The sequence below is a fragment of the Sphingosinicellaceae bacterium genome (assembly GCA_019285715.1).
Lineage (GTDB): Bacteria > Pseudomonadota > Alphaproteobacteria > Sphingomonadales > Sphingomonadaceae > Glacieibacterium.
In genome coordinates, this window is the sequence record CP079108.1 from 3,127,672 (window position 1) to 3,146,173 (window position 18,502).

General features: G+C 68.7%; 17 protein-coding genes. 9 read left to right on the top strand and 8 right to left on the bottom strand.

All coding sequences use genetic code 11. The features are described 5' to 3' along the window. Nucleotides 1–111 precede the first annotated feature (111 nt). A complete protein-coding gene (locus KX816_14295; protein ID QXQ05407.1) occupies nt 112–1,512 on the top strand; it encodes an MFS transporter in 1,401 nt (466 codons plus the stop codon). A gap of 7 nt (nt 1,513–1,519) precedes the next feature. Here the strand turns inward: KX816_14295 and trpD are convergent, their stop codons facing one another. Then, nucleotides 1,520–2,515, bottom strand: coding sequence for an anthranilate phosphoribosyltransferase (gene trpD / locus KX816_14300; GenBank protein QXQ05408.1), 996 nt, complete (start codon nt 2,513–2,515; stop codon nt 1,520–1,522). Then, nucleotides 2,512–3,114, bottom strand: coding sequence for an aminodeoxychorismate/anthranilate synthase component II (locus tag KX816_14305; protein QXQ05409.1), 603 nt, complete (start codon nt 3,112–3,114; stop codon nt 2,512–2,514). Before KX816_14305 ends, trpD begins: the two co-directional genes overlap by 4 nt. Nucleotides 3,115–3,206: 92 nt before the next feature. On the opposite strand from KX816_14305, the gene KX816_14310 reads away from it, so the two are divergent. Beyond that, a complete protein-coding gene (locus tag KX816_14310; protein ID QXQ05410.1) occupies nt 3,207–3,428 on the top strand; it encodes an AbrB/MazE/SpoVT family DNA-binding domain-containing protein in 222 nt (73 codons plus the stop codon). Beyond that, entirely contained in the window at nt 3,425–3,799 is a 375-nt protein-coding gene (locus tag KX816_14315; GenBank protein ID QXQ05411.1) for a type II toxin-antitoxin system VapC family toxin, read from the top strand. The genes KX816_14310 and KX816_14315 overlap by 4 nt, the downstream gene beginning before the upstream one ends. Here the strand turns inward: KX816_14315 and KX816_14320 are convergent. The 4 genes from KX816_14320 to KX816_14335 are packed head-to-tail and all read right to left on the bottom strand — an operon-like array spanning nt 3,781 to nt 7,794. Beyond that, nucleotides 3,781–4,080 (bottom strand): GCN5-related N-acetyltransferase, encoded by a 300-nt coding sequence (locus KX816_14320; protein ID QXQ05412.1) that lies wholly within the window; start codon nt 4,078–4,080, stop codon nt 3,781–3,783. The genes KX816_14315 and KX816_14320 overlap by 19 nt on opposite strands. A gap of 4 nt (nt 4,081–4,084) precedes the next feature. Then, nucleotides 4,085–4,366 carry a DUF427 domain-containing protein gene (locus KX816_14325; protein ID QXQ05413.1) on the bottom strand — a complete coding sequence of 94 codons (282 nt, stop codon included), beginning with the start codon at nt 4,364–4,366 and terminating at the stop codon, nt 4,085–4,087. Nucleotides 4,367–4,384: 18 nt separating this feature from the next. After that, entirely contained in the window at nt 4,385–5,902 is a 1,518-nt protein-coding gene (locus KX816_14330) for a chorismate-binding protein (protein QXQ05414.1), read from the bottom strand. After that, nucleotides 5,899–7,794 (bottom strand): SurA N-terminal domain-containing protein, encoded by a 1,896-nt coding sequence (locus tag KX816_14335; protein QXQ05415.1) that lies wholly within the window; start codon nt 7,792–7,794, stop codon nt 5,899–5,901. Before KX816_14335 ends, KX816_14330 begins: the two co-directional genes overlap by 4 nt. A gap of 122 nt (nt 7,795–7,916) precedes the next feature. Between KX816_14335 and tpiA the strand changes: the two genes are divergently transcribed. Then, complete coding sequence (gene tpiA / locus KX816_14340; GenBank protein ID QXQ05416.1) at nt 7,917–8,648, top strand: triose-phosphate isomerase; 732 nt, start codon at nt 7,917–7,919, stop codon at nt 8,646–8,648. 14 nt (nt 8,649–8,662) lie between these two features. Here the strand turns inward: tpiA and KX816_14345 are convergent, their stop codons facing one another. Then, on the bottom strand, nt 8,663–10,723 hold the full coding sequence (locus KX816_14345; protein ID QXQ05417.1) for a S9 family peptidase: 2,061 nt from the start codon (nt 10,721–10,723) through the stop codon (nt 8,663–8,665). A 185-nt stretch (nt 10,724–10,908) separates the two neighbouring features. Between KX816_14345 and KX816_14350 the strand changes: the two genes are divergently transcribed. From KX816_14350 to KX816_14360, 3 genes are all read left to right on the top strand, one after another. After that, nucleotides 10,909–13,869 carry a TonB-dependent receptor gene (locus tag KX816_14350; protein ID QXQ08590.1) on the top strand — a complete coding sequence of 987 codons (2,961 nt, stop codon included), beginning with the start codon at nt 10,909–10,911 and terminating at the stop codon, nt 13,867–13,869. A 62-nt stretch (nt 13,870–13,931) separates the two neighbouring features. Then, nucleotides 13,932–15,101 carry an acyl-CoA dehydrogenase family protein gene (locus tag KX816_14355; protein ID QXQ05418.1) on the top strand — a complete coding sequence of 390 codons (1,170 nt, stop codon included), beginning with the start codon at nt 13,932–13,934 and terminating at the stop codon, nt 15,099–15,101. 22 nt (nt 15,102–15,123) lie between these two features. Beyond that, complete coding sequence (locus KX816_14360; GenBank protein QXQ05419.1) at nt 15,124–15,858, top strand: hypothetical protein; 735 nt, start codon at nt 15,124–15,126, stop codon at nt 15,856–15,858. Here the strand turns inward: KX816_14360 and KX816_14365 are convergent. Next, on the bottom strand, nt 15,755–16,255 hold the full coding sequence (locus KX816_14365; GenBank protein ID QXQ05420.1) for a hypothetical protein: 501 nt from the start codon (nt 16,253–16,255) through the stop codon (nt 15,755–15,757). The two genes, KX816_14360 and KX816_14365, sit on opposite strands and share 104 nt — an antisense overlap. On the opposite strand from KX816_14365, the gene hslV reads away from it, so the two are divergent. Together hslV and hslU are read left to right on the top strand one after the other, a co-directional pair. Beyond that, complete coding sequence (gene hslV / locus KX816_14370; GenBank protein ID QXQ05421.1) at nt 16,254–16,940, top strand: ATP-dependent protease subunit HslV; 687 nt, start codon at nt 16,254–16,256, stop codon at nt 16,938–16,940. The two genes, KX816_14365 and hslV, sit on opposite strands and share 2 nt — an antisense overlap. Next, nucleotides 16,937–18,304 (top strand): ATP-dependent protease ATPase subunit HslU, encoded by a 1,368-nt coding sequence (hslU, locus tag KX816_14375; GenBank protein QXQ05422.1) that lies wholly within the window; start codon nt 16,937–16,939, stop codon nt 18,302–18,304. The genes hslV and hslU overlap by 4 nt, the downstream gene beginning before the upstream one ends. The last annotated feature ends 198 nt before the right edge of the window (nt 18,305–18,502 follow it).

The following is an 18,502-nucleotide window of genomic DNA, read 5'->3' on the forward strand; positions in this document are numbered from 1 at the left end:
AGCAGCTATATACTCGATAATGGTGAAACCGCAAGTGCCCGTGGACTATCGGAAACCGGCCGCCATCATCCGCGCGGCGGAACCTTGGACAGCGACAGGGGTCACGCAGCGATGAAGCCCGACACGCCCCCGACCCGCGCCCAGACCCTCGCCGGCATCGCGGGCCTGTCGTTCGGCACGGCTCTGGTCGTCCTCGACGGCGGCATCGCCAATGTCGCGCTGCCGACGATCGCCCGCGACTTGAAGGTCGACAGCTCGGCGGCGGTGCTGGTGGTGACCGTCTACCAGCTCGTGCTGGTGATGACCTTGCTGCCGCTATCGGCGGTCGGCGACCGGATCGGCTTGCGGCGGCTGTACCAGGGCGGCCAGTTGCTGTTCGCGGTCGCGAGCCTGCTCGCCTTCTTCGCGCACAGCCTGCCGTTCCTGCTCGTTGTGCGGATGCTGCAGGCGCTCGGCGCCGGCGCGGCGCTCAGTGTCACCTCGGCGATGCTGCGACGCTTGTACGCGCCCCAGCACTTGGGTCGCGGGCTTGGCCTGAACAGCATTGTCGTGTCGGCGTCCGCCGCGCTGGCTCCGACCGCGGGCGGCCTGATCCTGTCGTTCGCGAGCTGGCCGTGGCTGTTCATCGCCGCCGCTCCGCTGGCGGTGTTCTCGCTCGCGCTCGGCCGCTTCCTGCCCAACCCGGAGCCGCGCCCGGAGCCTTTCGACTTCACCGGCGCGTTGCTGTGCGCCGCGACCTTCGGCCTCATCATCGGTGGCCTCGAGAGCGCGGTCCACGGCGGCTCGCCGGTGGTCTCGGCGGCGATCACCGTGATCGGCATCGCGCTCGCTTTCGTGCTCGTGCGCAACCAGCGTCAGGAAGCGCGACCGGTCCTGCCCGTCGACCTGCTCGCCCGCCCGGTCGTTGCCCTGTCGGCGCTCGGTGGCTTCCTGGTGTTCACGGCGTCGATGATGCTGCTGGTGTCGCTGCCCTTCCGGCTCGAGCACGAGTTCGGTTTCTCGCCCCAGCAGGTCGGCGCGATGATCGCGCCGTGGCCGCTGACGACCTTGTTCGTCGCGCCGCTCGCGGGCTCGCTGTCGGACAAATATCCAGCTGGAGTCCTTGGCGGCATCGGCATGGCGATCGGGGTGACCGCGCTGGTGCTGCTCGCGATGCTGCCTTCCCACCCGAGCTATTTCGACATCGCCTGGCGGATGTCGCTGTGCGGCGCGGGCTTCGGGATGTTCATGTCGCCAAACGCCCGCCTGATCATCGGGTCGAGCCCGCGCGAACGCGCCGCCTCCGCGGGTGGCCTGGTCTCGACGTTACGGCTGTGCGGCCAGACCACCGGCGCGACGATGGTGGCGGCGTTGCTCGCGGTTGGTCTCGGCGGCGGGCACACGCCGGCTTTGGTTGCAGCGGGCCTCGCGACGATCGCCGGGCTGTGCAGCATCGCCCGCCTCAATCCCGCGATCCGCTTGCCGAACGCGACGGAAGTCGAGGCGCTGCGCGCACCGGGACCGCTGAACTAGCGCTGCGTCAGTAGGCCAGCCACGTCTTGAGCAGCGCCCCTGCCCGCCCGTCGTCGATCGCCGCCGCCGCCAGTGCGGCACCCGCCGGCCAGTCTGCCGCCGCCCCCGCGACGCTCAGCGCCCCCGCGCTGTTGAGCAACACCGCATCCCGGTATGCCCCCGCCTCGCCCGCCAGCAGCGCCACCAGCGCCGCCGCATTGTATCCCGGGTCGCCCCCCCGCAACGCCCCGAGCGGATGCCGCGCCAGGCCGCAATCCTCGGGCACGATGAGTTGCTCGGCAGGACCGCTATCGCCGATCGCCAGCGCCCGGCTCGGCCCGGCGATCGACAGCTCGTCGAGATTGTCCTCGCCCGACACTACCAGCGCCGCCTCGCTGCCCAGGATGGCCAGAGCGGTCGCAACGGTCGGCAGGTAATCGACCCGCGCGACCCCGACGAGCTGCCGTGTCACGCCCGCCGGATTCGCCAGCGGCCCGAGCAAGTTGATGATCGTCCGCCGTCCGATGGCCCGGCGGATCGGAGCGAGCCGCGCCAACGACGGATGGTGCTTTTGCGCGAACAGGAAGGCGAGGCCGAGCTCGTTCAGCGAGTCCTCGGCGCTGTCCGACGCGCGGTCGAGGTCGAGCCCCAGCGCCTCCAGCGTGTCCGCCGCGCCCGCCTTCGATGACGCCGCGCGGTTGCCGTGCTTGGCGACCGGCACGCCGCACGCCGCGACGACGATCGCCACCGCGGTCGAGATGTTGAGGCTATGCGCGCCGTCGCCCCCGGTACCGCACACGTCGATTGCCCCGGCCGGCGCGCGCACCGTGATCATCCGCGCCCGCAGCGCCCGGGCGGCCGCCGCGATCTCGACCGCGGTTTCGTCCCGCAGAGTGATCCCGAGCAGGAAATCGTGGACTGCCGCGTCGTCGAACCGTCCATCGAGGATAGCGCCGAACGCCGCCTCGGCCGCGGCGTCGTCGAGCGGCGCCGACGGATCGGGCAACCCGACGAGGGTGGTCACGCCGCGGCCTTGAGCGGGCTATGCGCGATGCCGGCAACGGTCAGGAAATTCGCCAGCAGCGCATGGCCGTGCTCGCTGGCGATGCTCTCGGGGTGGAACAGCACGCCGTGCAGCGGCAGGTCGCGGTGGCGCAGGCCCATCACGATGCCGTCGGCGGTGCGCGCGTTGGCGATAAGCGTGTCGGGCAGCGTCTCGGCCTCGAGGATCAGCGAGTGGTAGCGCGTCGCCAGGTACGGGCTCGGCAGTCCGGCGAAGACGCCGTCGTTGTCGTGATGGATCGCCGAGGTCTTGCCGTGCATGACCTTGTCGGCGCGCACGACCTTCGCCCCGAACGCCTGCCCGATCGCCTGGTAGCCCAGGCAGACGCCGAGCATCGGCAGCCGCGCCTCTGCCGCTGCAGCGATAAGATCGAGGCTGATGCCCGCCTCGTTCGGCGTGCACGGCCCTGGCGACAGCAGCACCGCCGCGGGCTTCAGCGCCATCGCCTCGCCGACCGTCAGCGCGTCATTCCGCACCACCTCGACCGCCACGCCCAGCTCCTGCAGGTAGTGGACAAGGTTGTAGGTGAAGCTGTCGTAATTATCGATGACGAGGATCATGCGGACCGATGTAGCGCGGGTTGCGGGCGGCGTCATCTGGCTGTGGACGTTACGTCGTGCTACGGAAGCTCGATCGATTGAGGAGTCGTATGATGACTAGCGTGACGGTATCGCCCAAGTTCCAGGTCGTCATCCCGCTTGATGTACGCGCGCGCATGAAGCTCAAGCCCGGGCAGAAGCTGGAGGTGTTCTACAATGGGCACAGCATCAAGCTGGTACCGGTCATCCCGATCGAGGAGGCGTACGGCATGTTCAAGGGCCTCGTGAACAATTTCGAGCGTGAGAAAACCGACCGCGACCCTTTCCCGCAATGAACGTCGTGGATTCGAGCGGCTGGATCGAATTTCTCATCGAGGGTGCCAACGGCCCCGCTTTTGCCGAAGTGATCGCCGACCACAATAACCTGCTGGTACCGACGATCGCGATCTACGAAGTCTACAAATGGGTGTCGCGCCAATCCGGAGATGCGGTAGCCGATCTTGCGGCGGCGACCATGCGCAGCGCGACCGTCATCGACCTCGACCCGGATATCGCGGTCATGGCCGCCGACCTGTCCGCGCAACGCAAGCTGGCGATGGCGGACGCCATCATTCTGGCCACCGCGCAACGCTTCGACGCGACGCTTTGGACACAGGACCGCGACTTCGACGGCATCGATCGGGTTCGCTATTTGCCGCGCAAATGACCGCGCAGGGCAAGGCTGCAGTTGTTGAGCGCCCGTAGCGTCCCCGCGTCGGCCATCGTCTCGAGCAGCCTGAGTGCCTCCGCCAGCGCCTCGACCGGCAGGTTCCGCTTGGCCGGCGGCCTGACCACCGTGTCCCACTTAGCCCCGCAGGCATTGTCGTAGGCGACGCGCAGAAAGCAGTGGTCGTGCCGGATCGGCCAGCCTGGCGCGGCCTCGGCGACGAGGCTCGTTACCGCCGCGTCGATCGCGACCCGCAGCGCTTCGCGACTGACCAGCGCCAACGCGTCAGCCGACCTTGACGCCCTTCCAGAAGGCGACGCGGTCCTTGATGTTGGCGGCGGCATCCTTGGGCGTCGGATAATACCAGGCGGCGTCCTTGTTCTCCGACCCGCCCGCGCTCAGCGAGTAGTAATTCGCGGTGCCCTTCCAGGGGCAGACGCTGGTCGTCGCGCTCGGCTTGAGCAGCGCCGGGTCGATGCTCGCGAGCGGGAAATAATGGTTGTTCTCGACGACCACGGTGTCGTCGGACTCCGCGATAGTGACGCCATTCCACACTGCCTTGACCATGTTCGCTCTCCTGGGGGATTACTGCCCGTACCCCGGCGCGGCGGCCATCGCCAGCGCCTCGCGCGCCGCTGCGACAAGCGCGCCCGCCTTGGCCTCGCACTCGGCATCCTCGCTCGCGGCGACGCTGTCGGCGACGATGCCGGCACCCGCCTGGACGTGCATGACGCCGTCCTTGACCACTGCGGTGCGCAGGACGATGCAGCTGTCCATCGAGCCGTCGGGCGAGAAATAGCCGACTCCGCCCGCATAGGCCCCGCGCTTCTCGGGCTCGAGCTCTCGGATGATCTCCATCGCCCGGACCTTGGGGGCACCGCTCACCGTCCCCGCCGGGAAGCCCGACAGCAGCGCGTCGATCGCGTCGCAACCGTCCTTCAACCGGCCCCGGACGTTCGAGACGATGTGCATGACGTGGCTGTAGAATTCGACCCCGAAGCGGTCGGTGACGGTGACTGTGCCAGGGGCAGACACCCGCCCGGTATCGTGGCGGCCGAGGTCGAGCAGCATCAGATGCTCGGCCAGTTCCTTTGGGTCGCTCAGCAACTCGTCACGCAGCGCCGCGTCCTCGACCGCATCGCGCCCACGCCGGCGCGTGCCCGCGATCGGCCGGATGGTGACCTCGCCGTCGCGGACCCGGACCAGGATCTCGGGGCTGGAGCCGATCAGCGCAAAGCCCGGCAAGTCGAGGAAATACAGGAACGGTGACGGGTTGATCCGCCTGAGCGCACGGTACAGGTCGAGCGGCGGCAGCGGGAAGTCGACCGTAAAACGCTGCGCCAGCACGACCTGGAAGATGTCGCCCGCAGCGATGTAGTCCTGCGCCGCGGCGACCATCTCGGCGTAGCGGCCCGGCGGCAGCACCCGGCGGCGCTCGCCGTCGGGCAGCGTTCCCGGTTCGCGGCGCGCTGCCGAGATCGGATGGGCGAGACGCGCCGCGGCGGTCTCGATACGCTCGACCGCAAGCGCGTGCGCGGTAGCCGCGTCAGCCTCTCCCGGAAACACCGGCGCGACGAAGAACAATTCGTCCTTCAGCCGATCGAAGACCAGCAACAGCGTCGGCCGTACGAACAACAGGTCGGGCAGCCCCAGCGGATCGTCGCCCGGCGGCGGCAACCGCGGCTCGGTCAGCCGCGCCGTCTCATAGCCCATGTAGCCGACCAGCACCGACAGCGCCGGTGGCAGTTCGGGCGGCACGTCCATGCGGCTCGCCGCGACCAGCGCGCGCAGTTCATCCAGGACCCCGCCGGCGCAAGGCTCGAACGCCGCCCGGTCGGCTTGCCAGCGGCGATTGACCTCGGCGCGGTCGCCGGTCGCGCGCCACACCAGATCGGGGGCAAGGCCGAGCAGCGAGTAGCGCCCGCGCACCGCACCGCCTTCGACAGACTCGAGTAGGAAGTCACCCGCCCCAGCCTGCGCCAGCTTGAGCATCGCGCCGACCGGGGTCTCGGTGTCGGCGACGATCTTGTGCCAGACCAGCTGCGGCCGGCCGGCGTCGTAGGCCGCGCCGAACGCCGCCGGGTCCGGCGCGACCTGGGTCACTTCGCGGTGGCGTCGCCGAGCAGCCGGCGCCGGGTCGCGGCGATCGCGGCCGGGTTGAACTTGACCCCGACCTCGCGCTCCACGGAGCGCCCGAAGGCCGCCGCGAGCTCATCGGGCGCACCCTGCGCAAGCTGCTGGCGGGTCGCCTCGAGCAGCGGCGGCGCGCTCGCGACATTGCCCGGCTCGACGCGGTCGACGTGGAGCAGCAACACCGTGCCGTCGGTGGCGGGCAGCGCGCGGGTGGCCCCAGCCGGCATGGTCAGGAAGACGCTGATCGCAGGCGGGATCTTCTGCTGCTGGATGGCATCGATGCGGCGACCCTTGATCGGCTGTGCGGTAATGCCGTGGGCGCTCGCGGCGGCGACGAAGCTGGTGCCCTTGGCGACCTGGGCGACGATGTCGTCGGCGATGCGCTGGGCGGCCTTGGCGCGCAGGTCGAGGGTCAGCGCGGCGGTGACCTGCGGCTCGATCTGCGCCAGCGGCGGCGTCGTGGGGGACACGGTCTGGCCCAGCTCCAGCACCGCGAACTGCCCGCGGCCGAGGTCGACGACGGTCGGGCCATCGGCGGGGTCGGCGTCGAACGCCTTGGCGACGACGGGCAGCGCGGCCGGCAGCAGCGTCGCGCCCGACCCGTCCTTGCCGACCGGCGCGACCGAGACCGGCACCAGTCCATTTTCCTTGACGACATCGGCGAAGCTCTTGCCGCCGCTCAACCCGTCCTCGATCTTGCCGACGAGGTCGGACATCGCCGCCTCGGCCTTGGCATCGCGGAGCTTGGCAGTGATAATGCCACGGAGGTCGGCGAACGACTTGCCTTGCGGCTTGATGACCGCCTCGACCTTGACGACGTTCCAGCCGAAGTCGGTCTTGACCGGCCCGAGGACGCTGCCCGTCGCCGCGGCGAAGACCTGGTCGGCGAACGGCTTGCTGGCCGCGAGCGCGAACTTGTCGCGGCTCAATTCACCGAGCGCGATATCGGTGGCGCTGGCCCCGTTGGCCTTCGCGGCGGCGGCGGCAAAGCTCTCGCCCCCGGCAACCGCAGCGGCGAACGCCTTGGCCTTGGCCTCGTCCGGCAGAACCAGCTGCGACAGGCGGCGCTGCTCGACCGCACCATAGGCCTCACGGTTCTTGTCGTAGTCGGCCTGGACCTCGGCGTCGGTCACCGCGACCTTGGCGACGAGCGCCTCGCGGTCGATCGGCGCATAGCGGAAGCCGCGGCGTTCGGAAGCAACGAACTTCGCCTTGTTGGCGGCATAATAAGCGGCAACCTGCGCCGCGGTCGGAGCGGTCACGACCGGCGGCGGCACGTTGGCCCCGGCACCCTCATGGAGGTCGAGCAGCAGCCGGGTGTAGGGCAGCGCAATCTCGCGCGGGACCTGGGCGTTGCCGCTGACCGAAAGCAGCAACTGCTTCCTGACGAGGTCGCTGCGCAGGCCGTCCTTCAGCTCGCGCTCCGACAGGCGCTGCTGGCTGAGCAGACGCTGGTAGGTCGCCTGGTCGAACTTGCCGCCGACCCGGAAGGCATCGATCGAGGCGACCGCCCCGTCGACCGCGCGGTCGCTGGCGACGATACCGTGCGCCTTGGCGAACTCGTCCATCGCGGTGACGCCCGCAAGCTGGTCGGTGATCTGCTCGACACCGCCCTCGCGCGCCGCCTGCGCCTGCGTCAGGCCGGGGTTCTCGGCCCGCGCCTGGGCGACGACGCGCTCGAGCCGGCCAAGCACGGCCTTCTCACTGACGCCGGCGTGTCCGACCGTCGCAAGATCGCCCCCGGCACCGCCGCCGCGGCCGAAGGGATCGCCGACACCGGTGATCACGAAGGCGATCAGCACCAGCCCGAGCAGGACGAGCACCGGCCACGAGGTCAGCCATTTGCGAATGAATGCGAGCACTTGAATTCCGGTTTTAGCGAACGGCGCGGACCATAGGGATGCGGCCCGCCAGCGGCAAGCATAGGGCCCGCGAGACCGCGGCGGGCTTGGCGAGGACGCGCGCCCACGCTAGTCGCGAAGCCATGACCAGCCCCAAGTTCATCGTCGGCAACTGGAAGATGCACGGACTGGCGTCCGCCCTCGCCGAGGTCGAGGCCATCGCCGCCGGTGTTCCTGAAGGTGCCGACGTCGCGATCTGCCCGCCGTTCACGCTGATCGAGCAAGCAGTCCGCACGGCTGCCGGCACCCGGCTCGCGATCGGCGCACAGAACGTCCACCCCGAGCCGCACGGCGCCCACACCGGTGACATCTCGGCGACCATGCTCACCGACGTCGGCGCGACCATCGTCATCATCGGCCACAGCGAGCGCCGCGCCGATTGCGGCGAGGATGATGCTACGGTCCTCGCGAAGACCTGTGCCGCCGTCGCCGCCGGACTGACCGCGATCGTCTGCGTCGGCGAAACCGAAGCCGAACGGGATGACGGGCGCGCCGAAGCGGTCGTCGCAAGCCAACTCGCCGGATCGCTCCCCGACAGCCCCGAGCGGCTGGTCGTCGCCTACGAACCGGTCTGGGCGATCGGCACCGGCCGTACCCCGACCGTCGCGGACGTCGCCGCGATGCACGCGATGATCCGCGCTGCGCTCGTTGCCCGCTTCGGGTCGGCCGGAAACGCGCTCCGGATCCTCTACGGCGGCTCGGTCAAGCCCGACAACGCCGCGAGCCTGCTGGGCATCGCCAACGTCGACGGCGCGCTGGTAGGCGGCGCAAGCCTGACGGCGGCGAGCTTGCTGGCGATTGCCGGAGCGGCCTAGGCCCACGCTATCGCCTACTGCACCTTGTACTTGTCGTACCACTCCACGACCGTCAGGATCGACGCGAGCCATTGGCTCGGGCGGCCCATCGAGTGGCCGGCCTCGGGCAGGCGCACCATCATCGTGTCGATGCCGCGGATCTTGAGCGCGCCGTAATACGCCTCCGACTGCTCGATCGGGGTGCGGTAGTCGGCCTCACCGTCGATCAGCAGGGTCGGCGTCTTGACGTTGCCGACCAGGCTGAGCGTCGAGCGCCGCCAGTAGTCCTCGTGGTTGTCCCACGGGTTGCCCGGCACCCAGTGCCGCACGGTCTCGGCCTGGATATCGCTGGTCAGCGCCTGCACGGTCCAGTCGGTGACCGGGCGCAGCGCGGCGGCGGCGCGGAAGCGGTCGGTCTTGCCGATCGCGTAGGTGGTTAGCACGCCGCCGCCCGACCCGCCGCCGATGAACAGGTTGCGCGCGTCGATGTAGGGCCGCTTCACCATCAGGTCGACGCCGGCCATCAAGTCGTCGAGGTCCTTGCCCGGATAGGCCTTGTCGATGGCGTTGGCGAAGCGCTCACCATAGCCGATCGAACCGCGCGGGTTGGTGAAGAGGACGACGTAACCGGCCGCCGCGTACAGCTGATGGGTGATCGAGAACATCGGGCCGTAGTCGCTGTTCGGGCCACCGTGGATCTCTAGCGCCAGCGGGTATTTCTTCGCCGGGTCGAAGTCGGGCGGGTACTGGACCCAGCCGTCGATGCCGAGGCCGTCCGCCGACGTATAGTGAACCGCCTCGAGCTTGCCGATGCGCTTGCCGGCGCGCCAGCCCTCGTTGAAGTCGAGGTGCGCGACCTCCTTGCCGCCGCGCGCGATGCCGAGCCCGGCGGGGCGGTCTTCGTAGCGCCGGGTATACGCGAAGGTCCCGCCGGCCTCGCTGAACGATCCGCCCGACGACGGCAGGTACAACCGCGTGCCGCCGACATCGGGCACCACGATCTTCGGCTTGCCGCCCGCCAGCGGCACGAAGGCGACGCGGACCAGCCCGGCGTCGTTGTACGAGACATACAGTCCGCGACCGTCGGCGCTCCAGCTATAATCGTTGACCGGGCGGTCGATGGCGCGCGTCAGGTTGCGCGCCGGGCCGCCCGCGACACCGTTCGCCAGCGGCATCACCCACAGGTCGGGCTGCGCGTAGAAGGTCGGCACCTCGAGCGCGCCGGTGAAGGCCAGGGTCTTGCCGTCCGGCGATATTCGCGGGTCGGCCTCGCTGCCCTTGGTGTTGGTCAGCTGGGTAACCCGGCCCCCGGCGGCGGGCACGCTGAACAGGTCGCTCTCGCGCGCCCGCAAGTCGCGGTCGGCATCGTACATCGCCGAGAACAGGATCGCGCTGCCGTCGCGGGTCCACGACACCGCGTTGTCGCCGACCTGGTCGAAATCACCCCGGGTCAACTGGGCGACCGAGCCGCCGTCCGCGTTGACCACGAACAACTGGTCCGCCCCCGCAGTCGCATAGCCGCTGTCGTCGCTGCGGTAGCTGAAGTCGGTGATCAGCTTCGGCGGCGGTGCCCAGGTCGCGCCTTCGGGCTTGTCGGGCATGCGGGCGATCTTGCGCGGGGCCGCCTCGACCCGCGCGACGAAGGCGAGGCGGCTGCCGTCGGGCGACCAGGCGAAGCCGGCCGGCCCCGACTTGAGGCTGGTGATCGGACGCCCGACCCCCGCGCCGACCCCGGAAACCGTCATCACCCACAATTGCGGCTTGCCGAGGAACAGCGCGATATAGGCGATGCGCTTGCCGTCCGGCGACCACTCGGCGCTCCCGGCCTTGGCCCCGGCCCCGATCAGCAGGTGCGGCTCGAGCGTGTCGCCGTTCAGCGTCGCGAGCCAGACCTCGCCCTGCCGGGTGTCGCTCTGGATGTCGAAGCTGGTGCGCGTGAACAGGATGTGCCGCCCGTCGGGAGCGACCTTGGGGCCAGTCACCATCGCGAGCTTGTACAGGTCGGCGGCCTCGAACGGCTGCGGTCCGACCGAAGCCGGTGCCGGGGCGACAGCGGCAAGGGCGCCGGCGAGTGCGGCGGTAACGAGCAAACTCATCTGGTTCTCCGGGCAGGTGTCGCCAACTTTAGCGAGCGACGCCGCGAACGCCAGCAATCTGATGCGTTGCGCGAATAACACAGTGGCGCAGAAACTCGCTCGCGACGACTACCGAACGATTGCCAGCCCGGCCCGCGGAGTCGATGTTGCATTGCAGAAACGAAGGTTGGGGAATTTTCATGACAATGTCGTCGACGCTGCGGAACACGACGATCCTGTCGGTTTTCGCGCTGGCACTTCCGCAGTTCGCGGCTGCCCAGGCGGTCAAGGTCGGCCCCGAGGCGGCGACCGGCCCGTCCGTAGTCACCAGCGCGCCGGCCTCGACCGAGACTGCCGCTGCCGACAACTCCGACCTCATCGTCGTCACCGGCTCGCGCATCCGCCGCAATCCGCTCAACCAGGACTCGCCTGTCGTCGTGCTCGACCAGTCCGCGCTGGCCGCCACCGGGCTGTCGTCGGTTGCCGACATCCTGCAGCGCCTGCCGAGCGCCGCGGGCGGCCTCAACACCAAGAACAACAGTTCGGGCAACCTCGGCAACCCGCCCGACGGCGGCGGCGTCGGCGCCGGTTCGGCCGAGATCGACCTGCGCTACCTCAGCGCCAAGCGCACCCTCGTGCTCGTCGACGGCATGCGCTTCGTCAACGGTACCAGCGGCAGCGGTATCCCCGCCACCGTCGACCTCAACACCATCCCGGCGAACTCGATCGAGCGTATCGAAGTGCTGCAGTCGGGTGCATCGTCGCTGTACGGCTCCGACGCCATCGCCGGCGTCGTCAACGTCATCACCGTGGCGCAGCAGGTCGGCCTGCGCGCCTCCGCCCAGTTCGGCACCTTCCGCCAGGGCGACGGCCACACCCAGGACTACAGTGCCAGCTACGGCGTCAAGGGCCCGACGACGAACCTCGTGTTCGGCGGCAGCTATGTGAAGCAGCAGGCGGTGCGCTCGAGCAACCGCTCGATCTCGCAGTTCCCGAACCCGGGCCAGACCAGTTGCACTGACGCCATCGGCGGCTGCTCCAGCGCCGCGATCAACGGACGATTCGATACTCGCACAAGCGCAGGCGCCATACCCGGCACTCCGTACGGCAACTTCACGATTTCGGGGCCGCCCGACAACACACCGACACTTGCGGAGTTGCGGCCGTTCACGGCCTCCGACCGGTTTAATTTCGCGCCGTACAACTATCTCCTGACGCCGTCGGAGCGCTACGGTGCGTGGGTCAGCTTCAAGCAGGAGCTCGGCTCGAACGTCAATTTCCGCGTCAAGGCACAGTATAACCGCCGCAACTCGCAGAATCAGGCGGCTTTCGAGCCCCTGTTCATCGGCCCCGACGCGGGCAACGGTGCTGGCAGCCTGTTCGACACGCTGTCGATCGACAAGACCAACCCCTACAACCCGTTCGGCGTGACACTACAATCCGGCCTGAATCCGAACGGCACGTTAAACGGCCAGCAGCAGAACTATTCGTTCATCGGTCGTCGTCTCGTCGAAGCCGGACAGCGCACCTTCAATCAGCAGGTCGACACGATGTCGACGACCGCCACGCTCGACGGTTCGTTTAACATCGGCGCGCACAAATGGTACTGGGACGCCAACGCCAACATCGGCTTCAACGATGCCAAGCAGAGCTTCACCGGCAACGTCCGAGCCGACCGTGTCGCGCAGGCCCTCGGCCCGGTGGCACTATGCACCGCACCGTGCGTGCCCTTGAATGTGTTCGGCGGCAACGGCTCGATCACCGCCGACCAGCTTGCCTTTATCTCGTTCACAGAGCGCGATCGGAGCAGCCAGCATCTCGCCGACTTCACGGCCAACCTCAGCGGCGACCTGTTCGATCTGCCTGCCGGTGCCGTTGGCCTCGCGGTCGGCTACGAGCACCGCATCCAGAGCGGCAGCTTCGATCCCGATCCAATCATCTCCGCCGGGCTTGGCGCCGATATCCCGTCGCAACCAGCTCGCGGCCGCTACAATTCGGACGAAGTCTACGCCGAGCTTCGTGTCCCGATCCTGAAGGACACGCCTTTCTTCTACTCGCTCGAGGCGACCGGCTCGGTTCGCCACGCCGACTATTCGATCAGCGGTGCGAGCACGACCTACACCGGCGCCGGCCTGTGGAAGCCGATCGAGGATTTGCTGCTGCGCGGCTCGTATGCAACGGGCTTCCGGGCCCCAAGCCTCGGCGAATTGTTCGGCGGCCGGTCACGCTTCGACCTTCCCGCGAACGATCCCTGCACCAACGATCCCGACGCATCGTCGCCGACGCCCTATCAGTCGAGCGCCGTCGTCCGCGCCAACTGTACCGCCAACGGCGTTCCCGCCAGCGGCAGCTATCAGGAGCCCCAAGGCGGGCAGTTGCCGGTCATCACGCAAGGCAACTCGAACCTCAAGGCGGAAAAGTCGCGCAGCCTGTTGTTCGGCGGCGTTTATGCCCCGGCCTGGGCCCGCAACTCGGGCTTCGCCAGCAACTTCAGCGTCGAAGCCAACTACTATGACATAAAGGTCAAGAACGCGATCGGTGCGGTCGACGCCAACCTGACGCTCGACAACTGCGCGCTGCGCGGTGATGCGGCGAGCTGCGCCCTGATCGTCCGGACCGCGAGCGGGTTCGTCAACTCGATCAACGGCACCCTGCAGAATCTCGACAGCATCCGTACCCAGGGCGTCGACCTGACGCTCAACTACCGCACCCCGAGCACGCCGATCGGCATGTTCGGCCTGTCCGCCAATGGCACCTGGCTGACCAAATACATCCTGACAGCCTCGAACGGCTTCATCGTCATCGACCGCAAGGGCACCGAGCGCGGCAGTCCCGACCAGGCCTTCCCCAAGTTCAAGGGCAATGCCACCGTCGACTGGACGCTGGGCGACATCGCGGCCTCGTTCACAGGGCGCTACGTCGACGGCGTAACCGAACTCGATGCCAACGGCGACCCCAACCGCCTGAAGCACCGCTTCTACGGCGACGCGCAGATCACCTACGCACCGTCCTTCATGGAGCGCCGCCTGGCCTTCACCGTCGGCGTCAACAACGTCTTCAACACCAACCCGCCGGCCTGCTTCAGCTGCAGCCTGAACAACTACGACCCGACGACCTACGATGTCCCGGGGCAGTTCGGGTACCTCCGCGTCAGCTACAAGATGTAGTTCTGGTCAGCCGCCTCCCGCCCGGCCTAGGGTGACACCCCAGTGGGCGGGAGGACGGTTTCTTGACGGTATTCGACGACTGGCGCGCCCGTTCGCCCTACTATGACGAGACCCACGAGGCCGTCGCCCAGTCGGTGCGGCGCTTCGTGGCGGCCGAGATCGCTCCCAACATCGACCGCTGGGAAGCCGAGGGCGAACTGCCCCGTGACCTCCACCGCAAGGCCGCCGCGGCGGGCATCCTCGGGCTCAACTACCCGGAGGAATACGGCGGCCACTCCGACGGCTTCGACGTCTTCCACTCGCTGGTCCAGACCGAGGAGCTCGCCGCGGTCGGTGCGGGCGGGCTCGGTGCCTCATTGATGACCCACGGCATCGGGCTGCCGCCGATCCTCGCACTCGGTTCCGAGGAGATGAAGCGGCGGATCGCGCCCGCGGTGCTGTCGGGCGACAAGATCATCGGGCTGGCGATCACCGAGCCGTCGGGCGGCTCCGACGTCGCGCAGCTCAAGACCACTGCGAAGCTGGTCGGCAACAAGTACGTCGTCAACGGCTCCAAAATGTTCATCACCTCGGGGATGCGCGCCGACTATCTGACCGTCGCGGTGCGGACCGGCGGCCCCGGTGCGGCGGGCGTCTCGCTGATGCTGGTCGAGACCGACCGGCCCGGCGTGTCGCGGACCCGGCTCGACAAGATGGGGTGGCGCTGCTCCGACACTGCGGCGATCTATTTCCAGGACGTCGAGGTCCCGCCGGAGAATTTGATCGGCCCCGAGAACGGCGGCTTCGCCGGCATCATGCGCAACTTCAACGGCGAACGGCTGGGCATGGCGCATGGCTGCTGCGCGATGGCGCGGACCGCGCTGGCCGAGGCGGTCGAATGGGCGACGACCCGCGAGACCTTCGGCAAGCGCCTCGCGCAGCACCAGTCGATCCGCATCAAGCTGGCCGATTGCGCCCGCCAGATCGCGGCGACGCAGGCGTGGGTCGACCTGTGCGCGTGGCAGATGCGCGCAGGTCGCGGCCTGCCCGCCGACTATGCGATGCTCAAGGTGCAGGCGACCCGGATGCTGGAGAGCGTTGCGCGCGAGGCGGCACAGGTGCTCGGCGGCGCGAGCTACATCACCGGCTCCAAGGTCGAGCGCATTTACCGCGAGGTCCGCGTCAATGCGATCGGCGGGGGGTCGGAAGAAATCATGCTCGACCTCGCGGGACGACAACTCGGCTACACGTAATGCGTACCAAAGGAAGACCGCGATGACCCTGGCCTTGATCGTCGCCCTGCTCCAGGGAGCGGCCGCGGCTGCGCCCCCTGCCCCGCCGCCGGCGACCCTGACCGCGCCGCCGCTGCGCGCCACGGTGGCTCCGTGGCCAACCGCGGCACCGGCCGCGGCTCCGGCCCCGGCGCGCCGCTACCACGACCAGTTGTTCATCGCGCCGTCCGGGGAGCCGTTCCGGGCCGCGCGGGGTGAGCCGTACCCAGTGGATGTTTGGTTCGCGCGCGCCGATGCCAACCACGACGGCAAGCTGACCCGGACCGAGTTCCGGAAGGACTTCATGACCTATTTCGAGGTCCTCGACGTCAACCACGACGGCATCGTCGATGCCAAGGAGATCACCCGCTACGAGGAGGATCTGGTGCCCGAGGTCCGCGTCGGCTTCGGCAGCGGCCCCGAGTTTCGCCAGATGAGCCCGTCCGCCGGCCCAGACGGCGGCGACAGCGGCGGCGAGGAAGCCCCCGCCCAGTCCAAACGGGCGATGCCGGACCTGCCCCGCGGTGGCGGCCGCTACGGCCTGATCAACGCCCCGGAACCGGTGGTGTCGTGCGACACCGACCTCAACCGCCGCGTTACGTCGAGTGAATACGCCGCCGCCGCCGACCGGCGCTTCAGCCTGCTCGACCCGGGTGAGATCGGCTATCTGACGCTGGCGACGCTGCCCAAGACACCGATCCAGGCGCGAGGGCAATTTCGCGTGACGAAGCCGAAATAAAGCCGCCGAGCGCTGCGGCCAGCGGCAGCAGCACCGCCGTCCCCTCACGCCCGCACAGGGTCGCCAGCGCCGGTCCGGCGCGCTCCGGCGCATCGGCGTGGCGCAGGACATACAGCATCGCGCCCTCGTCGGGCAGCAGCAGCGCGCACGCCGGATCGCCGACGGTCAGCGGCCGCCCGGCATGGCGCGCCAGTCCGTGCAGCCAGCAGTGCAGCAGGTGTCCGACCCCGACCGCGTCGTCGCCCCAGCGCCGGTAGAGCGCGACCTCGACCGCCCGGCAGCGCGGCCATGCCACCAGTATCCGGCGCAGCGACCACAGGATCAGCGCCTCGTCGGCGGGCAGTTCGGTCCAGCTGCCGCGGCGGGCTGGGCCGGTATCGCTGAATTCGACGTACATGCGGAGACTCCTTCAGTCTCGCTATCATGCGCTGTTGCGAGGCATTTGCAAGAGTGTTTGGCGTCCCTCTTTCCGTCGGCGAGCGGCTTCCTACATTCAATCCAATCCCGCCCTTCAAACGAAAGCCACCCCAACTTTGAGCGATCCAACCAACTGGCACGGCACGACGATCGTGTCCGTGCGCAAGGACGGCAACGTCGTCATCGCCGGTGACGGCCAGGTGACGATGGGCCAGACGGTGATGAAGTCGAATGCCAAAAAGGTCCGCCGCCTCGGCGCGGGCGGCCTGGTGATCGGCGGCTTTGCCGGTGCCACCGCCGATGCCTTCACCCTGTTCGAGCGCCTCGAGGCCAAGCTCGAGCAGTATAACGGCCAGCTTACCCGCGCCGCCGTCGAGCTTGCCAAGGATTGGCGCACCGACCGCTACCTGCGCCGCCTCGAGGCGATGATGATCGTCGCCGACAAGGACGTGACGCTGGTGCTGACCGGCACCGGCGACGTGCTCGAGCCCGAGAACGGCATCGCCGCGATCGGCTCCGGGGGCAACTATGCCCTCGCCGCTGCCCGCGCGCTCGCCGACAGCCCCCACGACGCCGAGGCGATCGCCCGGCGCGCCATGAAGATCGCGTCCGACGTCTGCGTCTACACCAACGAGAACGTCACGCTGGAGAGTATCCCCGCATGAGTGCCGCCACTCTGAACGTCGTCCCGCCCGTCGCCACCTCCCTCGACGGCGAGGACCCCAAGCCCTTCGATGCCCTGACCCCGACCCAGGTCGTGGCAGCGCTCGACCGCTACATCGTCGGCCAGAACGACGCCAAGCGCGCCGTCGCGGTCGCCCTGCGCAACCGCTGGCGCCGCCAGCGGCTCGGCGACGACCTCCGCGACGAGGTCAGCCCGAAGAACATCCTGATGATCGGGCCGACGGGCTGCGGCAAGACCGAGATCAGCCGCCGCCTCGCCAAGCTGGCCGACGCGCCGTTCCTAAAGATCGAGGCGACCAAGTTCACCGAGGTCGGCTATGTCGGCCGCGACGTCGACTCGATCATCCGCGACCTGGTGGAGGAGTCGATCCGCCTGGTCCGCGATGCCAAGCGCGCCGGGGTCAAGGAGAAGGCCGAGGAAGCCGCCGAGGCGCGGCTGCTCGACGTGCTGGTCGGCAAGGACGCCTCCGAGGCGACCCGGCTGGCCTTCCGCGACCGCTTCCGCTCCGGCTCCCTGAAAGGCCGGGAAGTGGAGATCGAGGTCGCCGACACCAGTGGCCAGAACATCGACATCCCCGGCATGCAGCCCGGCCAGGTCGGCATGATCAACCTCAGCGACATGTTCGGCAAGGCGATGGGCGGCCGCACCAAGCGCCGCAAGATGAGCGTCGAGGCGGCGTGGGAAGTGCTGGTTGCCGAGGAGAGCGACAAGCGCCTCGACGACGAAGACATCCAGCGCGAAGCGGTGCGCTCCGCCGAGCAGAACGGCATCGTCTTCCTCGACGAGGTCGACAAGATCGCGGTGTCGGACGTCCGCGGCGGCTCCGTGTCGCGTGAAGGTGTCCAGCGCGACCTGCTGCCGCTGATCGAGGGCACGACCGTCGCGACCAAATATGGCCCGGTGAAGACCGACCATATCCTGTTCATCGCGAGCGGCGCGTTCCACACCTCGAAGCCGTCGGACCTGCTGCCCGAACTGCAGGGCCGGCTGCCGATCCGGGTCGAGCTCAAGGGCCTGACCCGCGAAGACTTCGAGGCGATCCTGACCGACACCGAGGCGTCGCTGATCCGGCAGTACACCGGGCTTCTGGGTACCGAGGGCGTCAAGCTTGAGCTGACCCGCGACGGCATCTCCGCGATCGCGCGCATCGCCGCCGAGGTCAACGATTCGGTCGAGAACATCGGCGCCCGGCGGCTCCAGACGATCATGGAGAAGCTGCTTGAGTCGGTGAGCTTCGACGCGAGCGAGCGTTCGGGCGAGACGGTGACCGTCGATGCGGCGTACGTCGAGCGCGAGCTCGGCAGCATCGCGCGGGATACGGACCTGTCGAAGTTCATCCTGTGAGCCGAGGGGGTGCGGGCCCGCGAGGGCCCGTGCCCCTTACTCCCTCCGAAAGCAGGAGCGGCAAGCAGCCCCCGGCGTGGCGTCGCGCACAGCCCCCCATTGTCATCCCGGGCTTGACCCGGGACCCAGCTAACCCAGCGCTCGGACTCCAGACGAAGCTGGGTCCCGGGTCGAGCCCGGGATGACAATTGGGGGGAG

What these genes read in the sequence shown, in the direction of transcription:
- KX816_14350 (QXQ08590.1), top strand. Translation starts at nt 10,909, where the DNA reads ATGTCGTCGACGCTGCGGAACACGACGATCCTGTCGGTTTTCGCGCTG.
- KX816_14315 (QXQ05411.1), top strand. Translation starts at nt 3,425, where the DNA reads ATGAACGTCGTGGATTCGAGCGGCTGGATCGAATTTCTCATCGAGGGT.
- KX816_14310 (QXQ05410.1), top strand. Translation starts at nt 3,207, where the DNA reads ATGACTAGCGTGACGGTATCGCCCAAGTTCCAGGTCGTCATCCCGCTT.
- hslV (QXQ05421.1), top strand. Translation starts at nt 16,254, where the DNA reads ATGCGGAGACTCCTTCAGTCTCGCTATCATGCGCTGTTGCGAGGCATT.
- KX816_14295 (QXQ05407.1), top strand. Translation starts at nt 112, where the DNA reads ATGAAGCCCGACACGCCCCCGACCCGCGCCCAGACCCTCGCCGGCATC.
- KX816_14360 (QXQ05419.1), top strand. Translation starts at nt 15,124, where the DNA reads ATGACCCTGGCCTTGATCGTCGCCCTGCTCCAGGGAGCGGCCGCGGCT.
- hslU (QXQ05422.1), top strand. Translation starts at nt 16,937, where the DNA reads ATGAGTGCCGCCACTCTGAACGTCGTCCCGCCCGTCGCCACCTCCCTC.
- KX816_14305 (QXQ05409.1), bottom strand. Translation starts at nt 3,114, where the DNA reads ATGATCCTCGTCATCGATAATTACGACAGCTTCACCTACAACCTTGTC.
- KX816_14365 (QXQ05420.1), bottom strand. Translation starts at nt 16,255, where the DNA reads ATGTACGTCGAATTCAGCGATACCGGCCCAGCCCGCCGCGGCAGCTGG.
- tpiA (QXQ05416.1), top strand. Translation starts at nt 7,917, where the DNA reads ATGACCAGCCCCAAGTTCATCGTCGGCAACTGGAAGATGCACGGACTG.
- KX816_14345 (QXQ05417.1), bottom strand. Translation starts at nt 10,723, where the DNA reads ATGAGTTTGCTCGTTACCGCCGCACTCGCCGGCGCCCTTGCCGCTGTC.
- KX816_14325 (QXQ05413.1), bottom strand. Translation starts at nt 4,366, where the DNA reads ATGGTCAAGGCAGTGTGGAATGGCGTCACTATCGCGGAGTCCGACGAC.